Source organism: Methylobacterium frigidaeris (genome assembly GCF_022179185.1).
In the GTDB taxonomy this organism is placed as follows: Bacteria; Pseudomonadota; Alphaproteobacteria; order Rhizobiales; family Beijerinckiaceae; genus Methylobacterium; species Methylobacterium frigidaeris.
This window is the reverse complement of sequence record NZ_BPQJ01000066.1, coordinates 1-14209: the sequence shown is the minus strand read 5'-3', so window position 1 is coordinate 14209 and position 14209 is coordinate 1. Positions and strand designations below refer to the sequence as shown.

At 65.8% G+C, this 14209-nt stretch carries 14 protein-coding genes and 3 pseudogenes; 10 read left to right on the top strand and 7 right to left on the bottom strand.

Annotation, left to right across the window (positions count from 1 at the left end):
• Window positions 1-328 precede the first annotated feature (328 nt).
• Window positions 329-1888, top strand: a complete 1560-nt coding sequence (locus MFF64_RS33585; RefSeq protein WP_238193507.1) for a sensor domain-containing diguanylate cyclase — start codon at window positions 329-331, stop codon at window positions 1886-1888.
• Here the strand turns inward: MFF64_RS33585 and MFF64_RS33580 are convergent.
• The 4 genes and pseudogenes from MFF64_RS33580 to MFF64_RS33565 all read right to left on the bottom strand — a co-directional run.
• A complete protein-coding gene (locus tag MFF64_RS33580) occupies window positions 1857-3125 on the bottom strand; it encodes an IS256 family transposase (protein ID WP_238193506.1) in 1269 nt (422 codons plus the stop codon). The two genes, MFF64_RS33585 and MFF64_RS33580, sit on opposite strands and share 32 nt — an antisense overlap.
• Window positions 3126-3332: 207 nt before the next feature.
• Window positions 3333-3479: pseudogene (locus MFF64_RS33575) on the bottom strand (histidine kinase); the annotation flags it as partial.
• A 77-nt stretch (window positions 3480-3556) separates the two neighbouring features.
• Window positions 3557-5005, bottom strand: a complete 1449-nt coding sequence (locus MFF64_RS33570) for an IS1182 family transposase (RefSeq protein ID WP_099903692.1) — start codon at window positions 5003-5005, stop codon at window positions 3557-3559.
• A 59-nt stretch (window positions 5006-5064) separates the two neighbouring features.
• A pseudogene (locus MFF64_RS33565) lies at window positions 5065-5370 on the bottom strand (response regulator); the annotation flags it as partial.
• Between the two features lie 123 nt (window positions 5371-5493).
• Between MFF64_RS33565 and MFF64_RS33560 the strand changes: the two are divergent.
• Window positions 5494-7080 (top strand): ISL3 family transposase, encoded by a 1587-nt coding sequence (locus tag MFF64_RS33560; protein WP_238193504.1) that lies wholly within the window; start codon window positions 5494-5496, stop codon window positions 7078-7080.
• Window positions 7081-7221: 141 nt separating this feature from the next.
• Here the strand turns inward: MFF64_RS33560 and MFF64_RS33555 are convergent, their stop codons facing one another.
• Both MFF64_RS33555 and MFF64_RS33550 read right to left on the bottom strand, forming a co-directional pair.
• The gene (locus MFF64_RS33555) at window positions 7222-7665 is read right to left on the bottom strand and encodes a sensor histidine kinase (protein WP_238193521.1); all 444 of its coding nucleotides are present in this window, start codon (window positions 7663-7665) and stop codon (window positions 7222-7224) included.
• Window positions 7548-7784, bottom strand: a complete 237-nt coding sequence (locus tag MFF64_RS33550) for a hypothetical protein (RefSeq protein ID WP_238193519.1) — start codon at window positions 7782-7784, stop codon at window positions 7548-7550. The genes MFF64_RS33555 and MFF64_RS33550 overlap by 118 nt, the downstream gene beginning before the upstream one ends.
• On the opposite strand from MFF64_RS33550, the gene MFF64_RS33545 reads away from it, so the two are divergent.
• A complete protein-coding gene (locus MFF64_RS33545; protein WP_238193520.1) occupies window positions 7699-7875 on the top strand; it encodes a hypothetical protein in 177 nt (58 codons plus the stop codon). The two genes, MFF64_RS33550 and MFF64_RS33545, sit on opposite strands and share 86 nt — an antisense overlap.
• 165 nt (window positions 7876-8040) lie before the next feature.
• Window positions 8041-9275 (top strand): annotated as a pseudogene (locus MFF64_RS33540) (IS256 family transposase).
• A 122-nt stretch (window positions 9276-9397) separates the two neighbouring features.
• Here the strand turns inward: MFF64_RS33540 and MFF64_RS33535 are convergent.
• Window positions 9398-9616, bottom strand: a complete 219-nt coding sequence (locus MFF64_RS33535; protein WP_238193503.1) for a RidA family protein — start codon at window positions 9614-9616, stop codon at window positions 9398-9400.
• Between the two features lie 179 nt (window positions 9617-9795).
• Between MFF64_RS33535 and MFF64_RS33530 the strand changes: the two genes are divergently transcribed.
• The 6 genes from MFF64_RS33530 (at window position 9796) to MFF64_RS33505 (ending at window position 13929) form a co-directional block, all read left to right on the top strand.
• Window positions 9796-10167, top strand: a complete 372-nt coding sequence (locus MFF64_RS33530) for a hypothetical protein (RefSeq protein ID WP_238193502.1) — start codon at window positions 9796-9798, stop codon at window positions 10165-10167.
• A gap of 10 nt (window positions 10168-10177) precedes the next feature.
• Window positions 10178-10600 (top strand): hypothetical protein, encoded by a 423-nt coding sequence (locus tag MFF64_RS33525; RefSeq protein ID WP_238193501.1) that lies wholly within the window; start codon window positions 10178-10180, stop codon window positions 10598-10600.
• A 103-nt stretch (window positions 10601-10703) separates the two neighbouring features.
• Window positions 10704-11429 (top strand): hypothetical protein, encoded by a 726-nt coding sequence (locus tag MFF64_RS33520; RefSeq protein WP_238193500.1) that lies wholly within the window; start codon window positions 10704-10706, stop codon window positions 11427-11429.
• 11 nt (window positions 11430-11440) lie between these two features.
• Window positions 11441-11836, top strand: a complete 396-nt coding sequence (locus MFF64_RS33515) for a hypothetical protein (RefSeq protein ID WP_238193499.1) — start codon at window positions 11441-11443, stop codon at window positions 11834-11836.
• A gap of 199 nt (window positions 11837-12035) precedes the next feature.
• Window positions 12036-12818 (top strand): hypothetical protein, encoded by a 783-nt coding sequence (locus MFF64_RS33510; protein ID WP_238193498.1) that lies wholly within the window; start codon window positions 12036-12038, stop codon window positions 12816-12818.
• 415 nt (window positions 12819-13233) lie between these two features.
• Window positions 13234-13929 (top strand): MarR family winged helix-turn-helix transcriptional regulator, encoded by a 696-nt coding sequence (locus MFF64_RS33505; RefSeq protein WP_238193497.1) that lies wholly within the window; start codon window positions 13234-13236, stop codon window positions 13927-13929.
• Window positions 13930-14209: the final 280 nt, after the last annotated feature.

Sequence of the window (14209 nt, the reverse complement as noted above, 5' to 3'; positions counted from 1 at the left end):
CCGCTTGGCCAACGTGCCCAGTCTTGGTCAAACGAGCGACAGCAAGGCTGGAGCACGGAATGTTCGGCAACCCTGACAGCAGAGGGAGACCGACATCCCGCATGGGGCCATGGGCGCGCGCGGCGCCTTGATGCTCGCCTCGGCGCGTGTTGCCAAGACGGCTACACAGCGCGCAGGAAGCGCAGCCCTGGATGATCTTCGCGGCCGAGGAAACGCAGCGTTAGGCATGATGCGGTGAAGGCTCAGGCGGACCTCCCGACGAAAGCGCCCGGAAGGGTTTCGCGCCCTACAAACCAGGCAACGAGTGCCTTGCTTGGGAGAGCCGACGATGGCCCTGTCGTCCCGCCTCACGCGCCGGCTCCGCTCCGCCCGTACCTGGATCGCGCTCGGAGTGTTGGCGCCTATCGGCATGCTCCTCACGTCCGGGCTGATGTTGCTCGACCTACGCAGGGATGCCTGGGACAAAGCCGAGCAGACCTCGAAGAACCTGCTCCAGGTCATCGAGCGGGACATCGCCCGCAACGTCGAGATCTTCGATCTCTCGCTACAGGCCGTGGTCGACAACCTGCGCACGCCAGGCCTCGATGCCGTCACCCCTGAGATGCGCCAGCTCGTCCTGTTTGATCGCGCCGGAACCGCACGCGACGTGGGGGTCACGCTGGTCATCGACGAGCGAGGTGAGATCGCAGCCGATTCCGGGGCCCTGCCCGCTCGCAAGGGCAACTACGCCGACCGGGAATACTTTCAGGTTCACCAGCGGCGGGCCGATCTCGGCCTCTACGTGGGCCGGCCGCTCGTCTCCCGACTGACCGGCGAGCGCATGCTCCCATTCAGCCGCCGCATCGACAAGCCGGACGGATCCTTCGGCGGTGTGGCGCTCGGCACCCTCAAGCTGACCTACTTCTCGCGCCTGTTCGATCAGCTCGGCCTGGGACCCGAGGGTGCGATCAACCTCTACCTGCGCGACGGCACGCGCATCATGCGTCATCTCTACGAAGAGGCCGACATCGGCGTGAACATCGCAGGCGCCCCGACCTTCCGGCGGTTCGTGGGCGAGCGCTCCGGCAGCTTCGTGGGTACCTCAGTGCGCGACGGGGTCGAGCGCCACTACGCCTTCACCCAAGTCGGCGACCTGCCCCTTGTGCTCAACGTTGCCCTCGCCACCGCCGACATAGAGGCGGGCTGGCGCTCCAAAGCCGCCGTCATCGGCGGTGTGGTGCTGGTGCTCTGCGGGCTGACCGCGGTCCTGTCGCTCTCGTTTGGACGCGAGCTCCGACGCCGCGACGCGATGCAGGCCGAGCTCGCCAGGCTCTCGTGCACCGACAGCTTGACGGGCTTGGCGAACAGGCGCCGCTTCGACGATGTATTCGAGACGGCCTGGGCCAGCGCGCGCCGCACGGGCAAGCCGCTGTCCCTTCTCATCGTGGACGCCGATCACTTCAAGCGCTTCAACGACCGGTACGGCCACGCCGTCGGCGACGAGGTGCTGCGAGGGCTCGCGCGTTGCCTGTCGGCGAGCGTGCACCGGCCGGACGACCTCGTGGCGCGCGTAGGCGGCGAAGAGTTCGCAGTCCTGCTGCCCGACACCGACGCGCACGGTGCGGCGCGCATCGCCAGCAAGGTGCACGCGGTGATCGAAACACTCGCGGTCGCGTCGGCGGGCATAGGCGCGGGCTCGGTCACGGTCAGCGTGGGCCTTGCAAGCGGCGCTGGCAGGTCCGGGGAGGAGCCGGAGGCGCTGTACCGTGCGGCCGATGCCGCGCTTTACGCAGCGAAGGAAGGCGGTCGCGACCAGACCCGGTGCGCGCCGCCGTACGGGCCGGGGAGCTATGCGGGGATTTGGGTGACGAGGTCGGTCAGGCGGCGCGGTGATCAGGGCTCGCGGTAACCTCGGTCCCGTCCCGGAAGATGACGCCAGCCACCACTTTCGGCAACTGGTTCTCGCCTTTCAGCCGCCGCCAGGTTTTCGCCGCAGCCATCACGAGCTTGAACACCATCAACTTGGCGGTCGTGGGCGAGAGCGCTCCCTTCGTGCGCACCGTCCGGTGCCGGACCGTCGCAAACACGCTCTCGATCGGGTTCGTCGTTCGCAGGTGGTCCCAGTGTTCCGCCGGCATGTCGTAGAACGCCAGCAGAGCTTCCTTGTCCTTCGTCAGGCATTCACTCGCACGGGCATACTTCACCCCGTACTTCTCCACGAACACGTCCATCGCCACCTCGGCTTCCGCTCGCGTGGACGCACCGGAGATCTCGCGCAGATCCACCTTCATCGCCGATTGCAGCGACTTGGGTACCTTGTTGAGGACGTTGGCCGTCTTGTGTTGCCAGCAGCGCTGGTGACGCGTGCCGGGAAAGACCTCGTCCAGCGCCTTCCAGAAGCCCAGAGCCCCGTCTCCCACAGCCAGCGTCGGCGCCACCGACAACCCACGCCGCTTCACGTCGACCAGCAGTTCCCGCCAGCTCTGCGCACTCTCGCGCACCCCAACCTGAAAACCGACCAGTTCCTTCCTGCCTTCCGGCGTGGCGCCGATCAGGACCAGCATGCACTCGGCCTGCTCCTCCATCCGAGCCTGCAGGTAGACGCCATCGGCCCAGACGTAGACGTAGCGGCGCGCCGAGAGATCGCGTGCCTGCCAGCGCGTGTACTCGTCGGCCCACGTCGCGGTCAGCCGCGTCACGACCGCCGGCGACAGGTTCGGCGCGTCCTTGCCCAGGAGGGCGGCGAGCGCCTCCTGGAAGTCGCCGGTCGAGATCCCGCGCAGGTACAGGACCGGCAGCAACGCATCCAGGCTGCGGCTGCGCCGCGCCCAGCGCGGCAGCAGGGCCGAGGAGAACCGGATCCGCTCCTCGGGGTTGGTCGCGCCGCGATCACGGATGCGCACCCGTGCCACCGGCACCGGGCCGATGCCGGTCTGGATCGCGCGCTCGGGGCCGTGCCCATGACGCACCAGACGGGCGCGCCCATCCGGCAGCCGCAGATCCTGCATGGCGCTCAGGAAGGCCTCGGCCTCGAGTTCGACCGCCTGGGCGAGCAAGCGGCGGGCCCCGGCCCGCAGCACCTCGGTCAGGGGATCGTCGACCTCATCCGGCTGACGAAGCCGCACGATGTTGGTAGGGCTGTCCATGGCGTATCGCTCTCAATGAGAGGTCCTGGCAGGCTCGACACCCGCCTCGATACGCCGCCTTCACCCAAACCGCGTCACCCATTCTCCCGCATAGCTCCGGGCCGGGCAGCGAAAGGCCGGCGTCCCTGCGCCTCGTTCGAGCCTGACCTAGCCGTCAGCCGGGCGCGTCCCGCGACGCAGAGCGACACTGGGACAAGCCCCTGAGGCTCATGCCTCGCGGAGGAATCCCTTGATGCGCGAGCCGAGCGCGTCCATCGCGAACGGCTTCGTCAGAACCTGCATGCCGGGGCTGCGGTGTCCATTGCCGATGGCGGCGTGCTCGGCGTAGCCCGTGATGAACAGCACCTTCAGGTCTAGGCTGTGTGAGAACTCGGTTTTGGTGGCTGGGTAGCTGGGTGAGCCCTTGCAGCGAACTCGCGCGCAGGGGTAGGCTACGCCCGTATCGCCGTGATCAGCGCTCCAACCCCGACGATCTGGATCATTCGCTTCATGTTGTAGGCCAGAACCTGCAGGCTCATCTCGGTTCTGACCTTCGCGAGTGTCCGCGTCAGGAAGTGCGTCGCCCCCATCCAGGCCTTCATCGTGCCGAACGGATGCTCCACGGTCTGGCGACGGATCAGCATCGCGTCCGGCATCCGGTCGAGCCGCTCCTGCATCGCATCGAGCACGCCCTCATGCACCCAGCGCTTGATCCGACGCGCCTTCGTCGGCGTGCAGCGGGGTTTGAGCTCACAACTCGAGCAAGCCTTGGGATTACTGTAGGGATCCATCGCGTCATCTCCGGACTGGCGATCGGATCGAGCGGCCCCCTTGGTCAGATGCTGGCCGGCGGGGCAGGTGTAGTGATCTTTCTCATCGTCGTAGATGAAGTCTTGTCCGGTGAAGAGACCTCGCTTGGCGTGGTTTGATGTGAGGGTCTTGGGCACGCACGGCAGGAGGCCCGTGCCTTCACACGCCAGAACTTGATCGCCGTTGAGGTAGCCCCGGTCAGCCAGCACCGTGAGCGTGGCGCATCCCGTCGCCTCTTTGGCCAGGAGCCCCATCGGAACGAGCTGGGCGCGGTCGCTGCCGATGTTAGTCACGGCGTGGGCGACGATCAGATGATGCTCGGCATCGACCGCCGCCTGAACGTTGTAGCCGACGATCCCGGTTCCCTTGCCGCGGGTCGCCATCGCGCGAGCATCGGGGTCGGTCAACGAGATCTGCTGGTCGGGTGCTTCCTCGACCTGCTGACGCATCGCTTGTAGGTCTTTCATCTGCTCGCGCAGAGCTGCGATCTTCTCGGTGAGCCGTGCCGTTCGTGCCTCGGCGACGTCACTCGGCTGGCGATCGGCCCGGTCCAGGGCTGCGAGGTAGCGGGCGACGCTCGCCTCGACCTGAGCCAGACGCGCCTCGACCTTGGCGACGGTGAAGTTCTTGTCGCGAGTGTTGACCGCTTTGAACTTGCTGCCGTCGATCGCGACCACCGCCTTGCTGAACAGGTTCAGGCGACGACAGAGGACGACGAACTGTGCGCAGGTGGCTTGGATCGCAGGTCCATTGTTCTTGCGGAAGTCGGCCAGGGTCTTGAAGTCGGGCATCAGCCGACCGGTCAGCCACATCAACTCGATGTTGCGCTGGGTCTCGCGTTCGAGACGGCGGCTCGACGGGACGCGGTTGAGGTACCCGTAGAGGTAGATCTTGAGAAGTGTCGCCGGGTCGTAGGCTGGACGGCCGGTCGCCTCGGGCACGGCTCTGGCAAAACCGAGGGTGGCGAGATCGAATGCGTCGACAAAGACCTCGACGAGGCGGACCGGGTTATCCGCTGTCACGTAATCATCGAGGCAATTAGGCAGGAGCGTGCTCTGACGACGATCATCACCGGCGATGAAGCGGGACATCCCGACCTCCTCAGATCGGTGACAAGCTTAGCAGATCAGGGCGTTTTCACACAGCCTCGGTCAGGCCGGCGCTCTCGACCCGCATCAGCCATCTGGCGGCCGTTCATGCCGCCCGGCAGCCCCACGTCGGTCACTAGGAGGTCGATGCGCACGTCCGACTGCAGCACCTTCAGACCGGCGACGCTGTCGGCTGCCTCGATTGCTGTGTAGCCGAGATTCTCCAGCACCTCGGTGACCAGCATACGCACCGATGGCTCGTCGTCGACGATGAGCACTGTCTCGCCCTGCCCGGCGCACTCGACCTCAGCGAGTTTCCGGGCGACGTCGTCTTCGTCGGCCTCGCCATGGTGGCGCGGCAGGTAGAGGTGTCAACGCCGATTGAAGTCTGACCCACCTTTGGGCTCTCCCGCGTTTGTGGTGCAGCCGGGCGGCGAGTCACGGAGCCGCACGGATCGTGAACATCAGGACCGGCCTGCACATCTGAGCCGGTGTCCAAACGCCTGCTGCCCCTCATCCCTGCCGGTCTCGTCGTCGATCAGGTCGACCTCGAGCCTAACCAGATCATCATCCGTACCCATCCCCGCGCGACGGCTGCCGGCTGCCCGGGATGTGGAGAGATCTCGGTTCGTCCCCACTCGCGCTACACCCGCACCCTGGCCGATCTCCCGTGGCAGGGTCGGCGCGTCGTCATTGCGGTCCAGACGCGGCGATGGCGTTGCCCGCAGCCACATTGCCCTCGCGGTGTCTTCGCCGAGCGCCTCGCCGGCGTCGCTGAAGCCGGCGCACGCCGCACTCACCGCCTCGGCGGCCTCCAGCACCACCTCGGTCTCGCGCTCGGCGGTGAAGCCGGCGCACGCCTGGCGGGGCGCCTCGGCCTGCCTGTCAGCTCCGACACGCTGCTGCGCCTCGTGCGAGACCGCGCTCCCGCGCAGGCAGAGCGCGCACCACGGGTGCTCGGCATCGATGATTGGGCCTGGCGGCGTGGTCAGCGCTACGGCACGATCCTGTGCGATCTGGAACGAGGCCAAGTCATCGACCTGCTGCCCGATCGCGAGGCCGCCACCGTGGCCGACTGGCTGCAGCGGCATCCCGGCGTCGAGGTCGTGGCTCGTGACCGCGCCGGTGCCTACGCCGATGGCGTGCGTCGCGGCGCCCCCGGGGCGGTCCAGGTCGCGGATCGCTGGCATCTGCTCTGCAACGGCTCGCAAGCGCTGGTGCAGGTGCTCGATCGGCACCGCGGCGAGTTCTCCCGTGTCGCGCGGACCATCGTGAGCCAAGCCGCAGCGGAAGCGCCGCCGGTCGAACCCGGTCCGCCCACAAAGGCGCAGCGGCGACAACAGCAGGGTCAGGCGGACCGGGAGGCCCGCTTCCAGCACGTTGCAGCCTTGGCCCAGGACGGCCAGGGCATCCGCGCCATCGTGCGCGAGACCGGTCTGTCGCGGAACACGGTGCGGCACTGGCTGCGGGCCGGCACGGCGCCGACGTGGTGCAAGGGCGAACGGGCGCGGATCACCGATTCCGTCGTGCCCTACCTCGTGCGGCGGCTCGACGAAGGCGAGCGCAACGCAACGCGGCTGTGGCGCGAGCTGCAGACCTCGGGCTTCCGTGGTGGCGTGATGAGCGTCCGGCTCTGCGTTGCTGCTCTCAGGGGCGGCCCGCCGCGGATGCGACCTGCCCCTGGTCCAGTCTGGCGGCGCCCGTCGCCGCGGCGGACGGCGCGGCTTCTCCTGACCGACGGCGAGCGTGGTGACATGGATGGGCGCTTCCTCGATGCCCTGGTGGCCGCCGTCCCCGAGATCGAGCGTGCGATTACCGAGGTGAAAGCCTTCACGGTGATCGTGCGGGAGCAGGATCAGGCCGGGTTCGGTGCGTGGCTGGATCGCTGTCGCGATGGCCTGCTGAGCGGCCTGGCGGAGGGATTGAGGCGGGATCGGGCCGCCGTCGAAGCTGCGCTCGCGCTGTCGTGGAGCACGAGCCCCGTCGAGGGACAGATCAACCGCGTGAAGACGCTGAAGCGGACGATGTATGGCCGTGCCAAGCTCGACCTGCTGCGCGCTCGGGTGCTGGCGGCGTGACCGTTACGCCTGCACCACAAACGCGGGAGAGCCAGACTTCAATCGGCGTTGACAGGAGCTCAGGTCGACGGCGGGTTGCTGGGGCATGGACCGATTAAACCTGGACCGCGCCGGGATCCAAGGGCGCGCGTCGCCGCGTCCTTAACGCCCGGCGCCTTGCGCGTTGATACCTTCCGTACCCATCCTCGTCGGTCGGGCAATGGTTCCCGGCAGCGGCATGCGGACGGAGACGCGCAGCCCGTCCGGGGCGAAGGCGACGTCCACCTCGGCGCCCGTCTGGGTGGCGAGGATCTTGTTGAGAAGCCGCGAGCCGAAGCCCTCTCGGGTCGGGTGCGCCGCGGGCGGCCCGTCGTGCTCGGCCCAGTCCCAGCGCAGGGCACGGCCGCCATGGTCGTCCTCGACCCACCAGGTCACCTGAAGCCGGCCGTTCGGGTCGGCAAGGGATCCATGCCGCAAGGCGTTGGTGGTCAACTCGTGCAGCGCCATGCCAACCGGCACGGCGAGTTCAGACGGCAACAGGACCGCTGGGCCGTCCAGCGACAGGCGCCCGCGTTCGTCGTACGGATCGAGCTCCGCCCGCAGCAACCCCCGAACGAGGCCGCCTGGGCGACGTCCTCGGTGATCAGGGCGTGGGTGCGCGCCAGCGACGCGATCCGGCCGGACAGGGCCCGGGTGAACTCCGGGATGGTCAGCGAGGAGCGCACGGTAGCGTTCAACACGGCCTGGACGGTCGCCAGCGTGTTCTTCACCCGGTGGTGCAGTTCGCGCACCAGCAGCGTCTGGCGGTCCTCGTAGGCGGGTTGTGTCCCTTGGAGTGGTGTAGCTGAACGGCAGCGGGAGATCCCGCCTGCGCGCCCTCCATAGCGCTGTAGCAGGCGGGATCTCTCGCGGGGGTGGCCATCGGCGGTGATGGGTTAGGATCGGGTTGCGAGCACCAACCCCGAACCCGGCAGACCCCCGATGACCGACGCCATGATGAGCCTGCGGACGCTGGCTGAGAAGAGCGCTGACGCGGACGTGCTGCGCGAGATGATCGACTTTGCCGCGCAGCGCCTGATGGAACTGGAGGTGGCCGGCCTGACCGGTGCCGCCCACGGCGAGAAGACCCCGGAGCGTCTGGCCCAGCGCAATGGCTACCGTGACCGGGACTGGCAGACGCGGGCCGGCACGGTCGAGCTGCGCATCCCGAAGCTGCGGACGGGCAGCTACTTCCCGAGCTTCCCGGAGCCGCGCCGCATGACCGAGAAGGCGCTCACGGCGGTGATCCAGGAGGCATATATCCAGGGCATCTCCACCCGCGCGGTCGACAACCTGATTCAGGCGATGGGCGGAACGGGGATCTCCAAGAGCCAGGTCAGCCGCCTGTGCCAGGAGATCGACGAGCGGGTGAACGCCTTTCTGGAGCGGCCGATCGAGGGCGAGTGGCCCTATCTCTGGATCGACGCCACCTACGTGAACGTGCGCCAGGACCACCGCATCGTCTCGGTGGCGGTGATCGTAGCGGTCGGCGTCAACGCGGATGGCCGGTGCGAGGGGGCACCCATCGTGGCCTGCCACGATGGGAACCCGTGCTGGGCCACGACATCGACCCGTCCGAGGCCGAGACCTTCTGGACCGAGTTCCTGCGCGAGCTGGCCCGGCGCGGTCTGCGCGGGGTCAAGCTGGTGATCTCGGACGCGCACGAGGGCATCAAGGCGTCCGTCGCCAAGGTGATGACCGCCTCCTGGCAGCGATGCCGGGTGCACTTCATGCGCAACGTCCTGGCCCATGCGGGTCGCTCGGGCCGACGCGTGGTCTCGGCCTTCATCGCCACCGCCTTCGCCCAGGAGGACGCCGAAGCGGCCCGGCAGCAGTGGCGGCGCGTGGCCGATCAGCTCCGGCCCAAGGTGCCGAAGCTGGCTGCCCTCATGGACGCGGCGGAGACCGACGTGCTGGCCTACATGGGCTTCCCGGCGGCTCACCGCGCCAAGCTGCACTCGACCAACCCGTTGGAGCGTCTCAACGGCGAGATCAAGCGGCGCACCGAGGTCGTCGGCATCTTCCCCGACGAACCGTCGATCCGCAGGCTCGTTGGGGCGATCCTGCTGGAGCAGAACGACGAGTGGGCCGTGCAACGGTGCCGCTACATGACCCTGGAAAGCATCGCCCCGATCGGCGATGATCCCCTCGTCAGCCTGCCAAACCTCGCAGTCTGACAAGTCCGGTCCTGCCGGTCATCGTGGTGGACTACACCCAGCTACACCACGCCCTGGGACACGATCCGTACACCCAATGCGAGGACGAGAAGGTCGGAGGCCCCGTCCCGCGCGCGCGCTTGCTACGTAAAGTCGTCCCAGTAGCGGACGAACTCGCAGATGCGGAGGCAGCGCGCCCGATTGAGGTCGCCGTAGAGGGCGGCATGGACCTGCGCCAGGATGTTGAGCGCGCACAGGCGGGCCGCGGCCAATGCCTCCTCTACCGTGACGTTCACTCCCACGACGCCGAGAAACTGCGGCTCGCCGTTCAGTACAGGCGTTTGGCCGGCGATGAGCAGCAACCTCTCCCGAAACGCAACCTGGACAGGAGCCTAACTCGTCTCCGAGGACGGCGAACTCCCCGCCATGCTCGGAGGTCAGGGACAACCCTAGGTAGGAAGCGTTTATGATAGAGATATTATCTTGATGCCGACATAAGGTAGTGGTAGTATCACGATCATAGCCATCGTGAGCCATCCCAATGTTCTTCTTCTTCGATGACAGGCAGACCGTGCCGACGCTCGCGGATATCATCCCTGATGATCTCCGCGCCGTTGGCGAGGCTGTCTATGGCCATCTCTGGCAGCGGCAACTGACGGACCGGATCGCCGAGCTCCGAGAGGGGAGTGGTCCCATCGCCCCTACCGCCGTTTACGGCTGGGCCGCCGGGGGCCGCCCCATTCCAGGATACGTCGCTCCGATGCTCGCCCGTGTCCTTGAGGACGGCGAAGCCGATCTCGCCCGCCGGCTCAAGGAGGTTCGTGCCCTTCGCCGGCGCGTCAAAGATATGCCGAAGCCCCTGGTCCGCGAACCTCGCGGGAAAAAGCCGGCCGAACCCCGCCTGGAGAACTAGGACCGCTCGAATGCCCAAGTCGCTCTGCCCCAACTGGAACCCCATCGACCTGCGCGCCCGTGGCGAGCTCTGCGAAGCCCTCATCCGCGTCCTCAACAACGTCGTGGAGATCGAGCGCTCGCTTGGGCACGCGACCGCTCGGGCCAACCTGGGGTACTATCAACTGAGGATAGCGCCGGGCGCACGCGAGGACATCAACGTCGAGATGCTGCTCCGCCTCACGCGCCTGCTCGGCAGGATCGAGCAGGAGTGGGTGGCGACCGGGCTGAAGTGGAACGCCGAACACGGCTGCCGCAAGGTCCACAATATGCTCGATACGGCTCACGGCTTGGTCCGGCTCCTCGTTGAGGACCTGCTCGCTGATCGCATCGACCCCGCGCGCCGGTTCGCGCGGGACCTCGCCGTCGCCAGCGCCGCCGGCGCGCCTTTCTGATTACCTGCCGAGGCTCCCGCCTCGGCCTCTCGCCAGTCCCTCGAGACGGGACTTGCCGGGGGCCGGACACGGCCACACCCCGAAACCAATTAGGACCGTCATCTTGGAGACAGCTGACAGTTCCCACACTGACTACAACGCCGTCGTCGCGTTCCTCGCTAGCTGGCACGCCGTGCTCGCGGGGCACGGGGCCGCCACCCGGGCGCTGACCCGCGTCGTCAAGTTCGACGCCGTCACGCCGGACCTGCGCCGGCTCATGCTCCTCGCGGTCGAATGCCGCGGCCCGGACGGCCTCCCGATGTGGGTCCTGGCGCGACAGACTGATCTGACCAAGTCCCGCGTCATGGCCGCCCAGCTCGGCTTTGCCGGACGCGGGCTCGTCATCGTCCGCCCCGCCTATGACCTGTCCGACGTGGACGTAGTCCCGACCGACGCGGGGGCAGCGGGTCGCCGCCCTGCTCCGCGCTTGAAGGGGGCTGTGATGGCTACGCGCATGATGGAGGCGGAGCCCCTCGCTGAGATCGCTCAGCGCTCCGCCGAGGTGAAAGCCTTGGCTCCCGAGATGCTGAAGGACCTGCTGCGAACGTTCCGACACGCGGACAAGCCCAGGGCGCAGCTAACGCTGGCGGAAAACTGCGACCAGAGGCTCGGCAGCAGCGCCCAAGAGGCGGTGGGCTTAGCGAGGCTGATGTACGACCCGCGCTACCGATACGATCTCGCTGCGGCCTTCAGCGTCAGCGCCTTTCAGAACCACGAGTTCGCGATGGCCCGGAAGATCACCCAGCGGCACTGGGAGCGCTTGGGCGACATGCTCGGCATGTCACGGTGAAGGAGATGCAGATGATCGATTCCGCACAGTCGTCGACGTTCGCCGAACTTGACGCGCGCCTGCCCGGCGTCTCGCCCGAAGATGAAGCGTACGTCCGCGGTTTCCTCGTCCACATCCTGCCGCAGGGCGTCCCGACGTATCTGCGCCGCGTGCTGTCCGTCGAGCCGCACTCCGATGATCCGGATGGGATCGAGGCGACGGTCGAGATTTTCGACGGGGGCAAGATGTTTCTTAAGTTGTCTGGGCCGGACGGCGAGGAGCACCTGCGCTTCGGTTTCCCGACCGGGGATATGCCCTTCCACTGGCACGCTCGGACGAAGGCATGGCGTCGGCTGCCGAGCTTTAGGATGCGTGATCAGGAGAAGTTCCTCCGCTCGGTCGACCGCCTGTTCAAGGCGCTCAAATAGGGGCCCGTGCGAGTAGCGGGGTTTGACGCCCGGGTGGAGGGGCGTGACCCGAAGCTGACGCAGCGGCTCCGCGGTCTCAGCGGCCGACCTGTGGCAGCTTCGGGAGGTTATGGGCGGTGCAGATCATCGCCCATTCGTCCCCGAGCTCATTGAGACCGCGCATCACCCTGGCCCCGGCAACCCACGAAAGGAGTGCCTCATGACCGTGAAGGTTTCTAGGTTCAACTTGGCCTCCATCCTCCGCTACGCCTGGATCCGGGCGCGCGCTGCTGCCGCCGTCGCCGGGGACAAGATCCGCGTTCATTTCGGCCCCGCCCTGCGCGCCGCCTGGTGCGAGGCCAAGGCCGCCTTGGACGGACCGGCTCTCACGCCTCGACAGGCCCTCGTCTCTGGGATCTCGCGACACGATGCGGCGATGATCAGAGTCCAGGCGGTGATCCAGTCGACCTCTGATCGAGAGCATGCAGGGATCGATGTCGCTGTGCTCCATGAGTATCGGTCGACTTGCCTCGACAGCATGCGCGCGCATGGCATCGTTCTCCGTAGCGCCCTGCAACGGCTCGATGATGCGGCTGCCAAGCTTCAGGCAGACGGAGGGCCCCGCGCCGAGGCCGGCCAGCTTCACTTCTTCGAACCCCGCAGCGATTATGTCATCCGGCTCGCTGGCGAGGTTATCTGCATCACTGATCTCACCACGGGTGCCCGTTCTGTCGTCGATGACGTGGAAAACATCATACATGATCTCGGTGAGGCCGGGCATAATCTCTTCAAGAGGCCTATTATCTATCATTGCGATGGCGGCGAGTGGAGCGAGATCGCCTTGAAGAACGGAATGTTCTCTGGCTTCCGTGCACTCGACGACAACCGGCAGAAGGTCCTTCGCGACATTGCCTTTAGTGCCGGCAAGCCAAATGTGCCTGGTAAGCCCAAAATCACAAAGAAATCTAGCAAGCCTCTATACGTTCAGGAGACTTTGTTTTGATATTCCCTGGCTGTGCATTAACATCGAAGTGGCATTCCGTTCGAAAGTCCGCCAAAACATTAATTTGGAATTAGAAGACGATTTCTGAATAGGGCCCGGATCGGCGCCGATCAAGGCCCTGCGTCATTGGCAATTTCTAACATCGCTTCGAAGGCTTCGTCCTGATCCGGCCCGGGGCCCCACTTCGCCGTCGATCCATGTTTCATGGTGAAGGACATCTCAAGGTGTGTATCAGCACCGAAGTGGCTCCCCGTTGGAAGATCGGTTCAAATCATTGATTCGAAATTTGGAAGAAAATTTCTGGGCAGGGTCCCGATCGGCGCCGATCGGGACCCTGCATCAACGGCAATTTCTCACATCGCTCTAAAGGCTTCGCCTTGATCCGGTTCGGGGTGCCACTTCGCTGTCGATCCACATGACAGCCCGCAAGCGCGGCGTCACGGAGCGTCTCACGTCGGTGTGTCGGGCGCCTTTCCCAGGACAGCGGACAATCGCCGTTATTAATGCTTCCAAAGCCGCTCCAGAGCGCTACGATGCCGCCTCGCAGACGGAAGCAGGCCCGCTTCATCACGAATGGTCACGAATGAGCCAGCCGGCGCAGAAGCGTTCCTCAATCCGAAACGGTACTCACGATCAGCTCAACAACCGGATTTTTTTCCGGCTCTTCCAGCTCGGTAACGTCCTGCAGCGCCAAGCATCGAGCGAGCTCGGAGTAACCACTGTGCAGTGGGCGGTCCTGGGCGCTCTGTCGCAAGATCGGTACGTTGATGGGATGCGGTTCCGCGATCTGGCCGAATACCTCGTCGTCAGCAGACAAAACCTCGACGGTGTGCTGAAGCGGCTTCAGCGTGATGGCCTCATCGAACGTTTTGCCGACCTCGACGATCGCAGATCTCGCATCGTCCGACTCACATCTCAAGGGCGTGAATTCTGGCAGGATTTGTCAGAGAGGATATACGAATTCTATGATCAGGCTGCTGCTCATTTCAAATTCGATGAACGTATTGCATTCGTCCATTATCTCAATGAACTTCATAAAGATCTAATGAAAGTAAAGCTGACACCATCCATCCATCAAAAACGCTTGATTTCAACTGACGTTCCGGACTGAAGCAGTTCAAATGGTTGTGATTTCGGCGTGACCAATTCGCCGGCGACGGCCGGTGCGATCACGGAACTGAGCGACGCATCAGACAGGCCCCCTGAAACCCTACTATGTGTCAAGCCGCGATGCTGGTCAGCCCCCATCGGAGTGGTCCGCCCTGAAGTATGGCTTTGAGCCGACGTGGTCCTGCCCCGGTTTGTGGTCCACGGCCTATGCAAGTTCTCGGGCTGTTGGTCCTGCCCCGGTTTGTGGTCCACGGCCTATGCAAGTTCTCGGGCTGTGACAG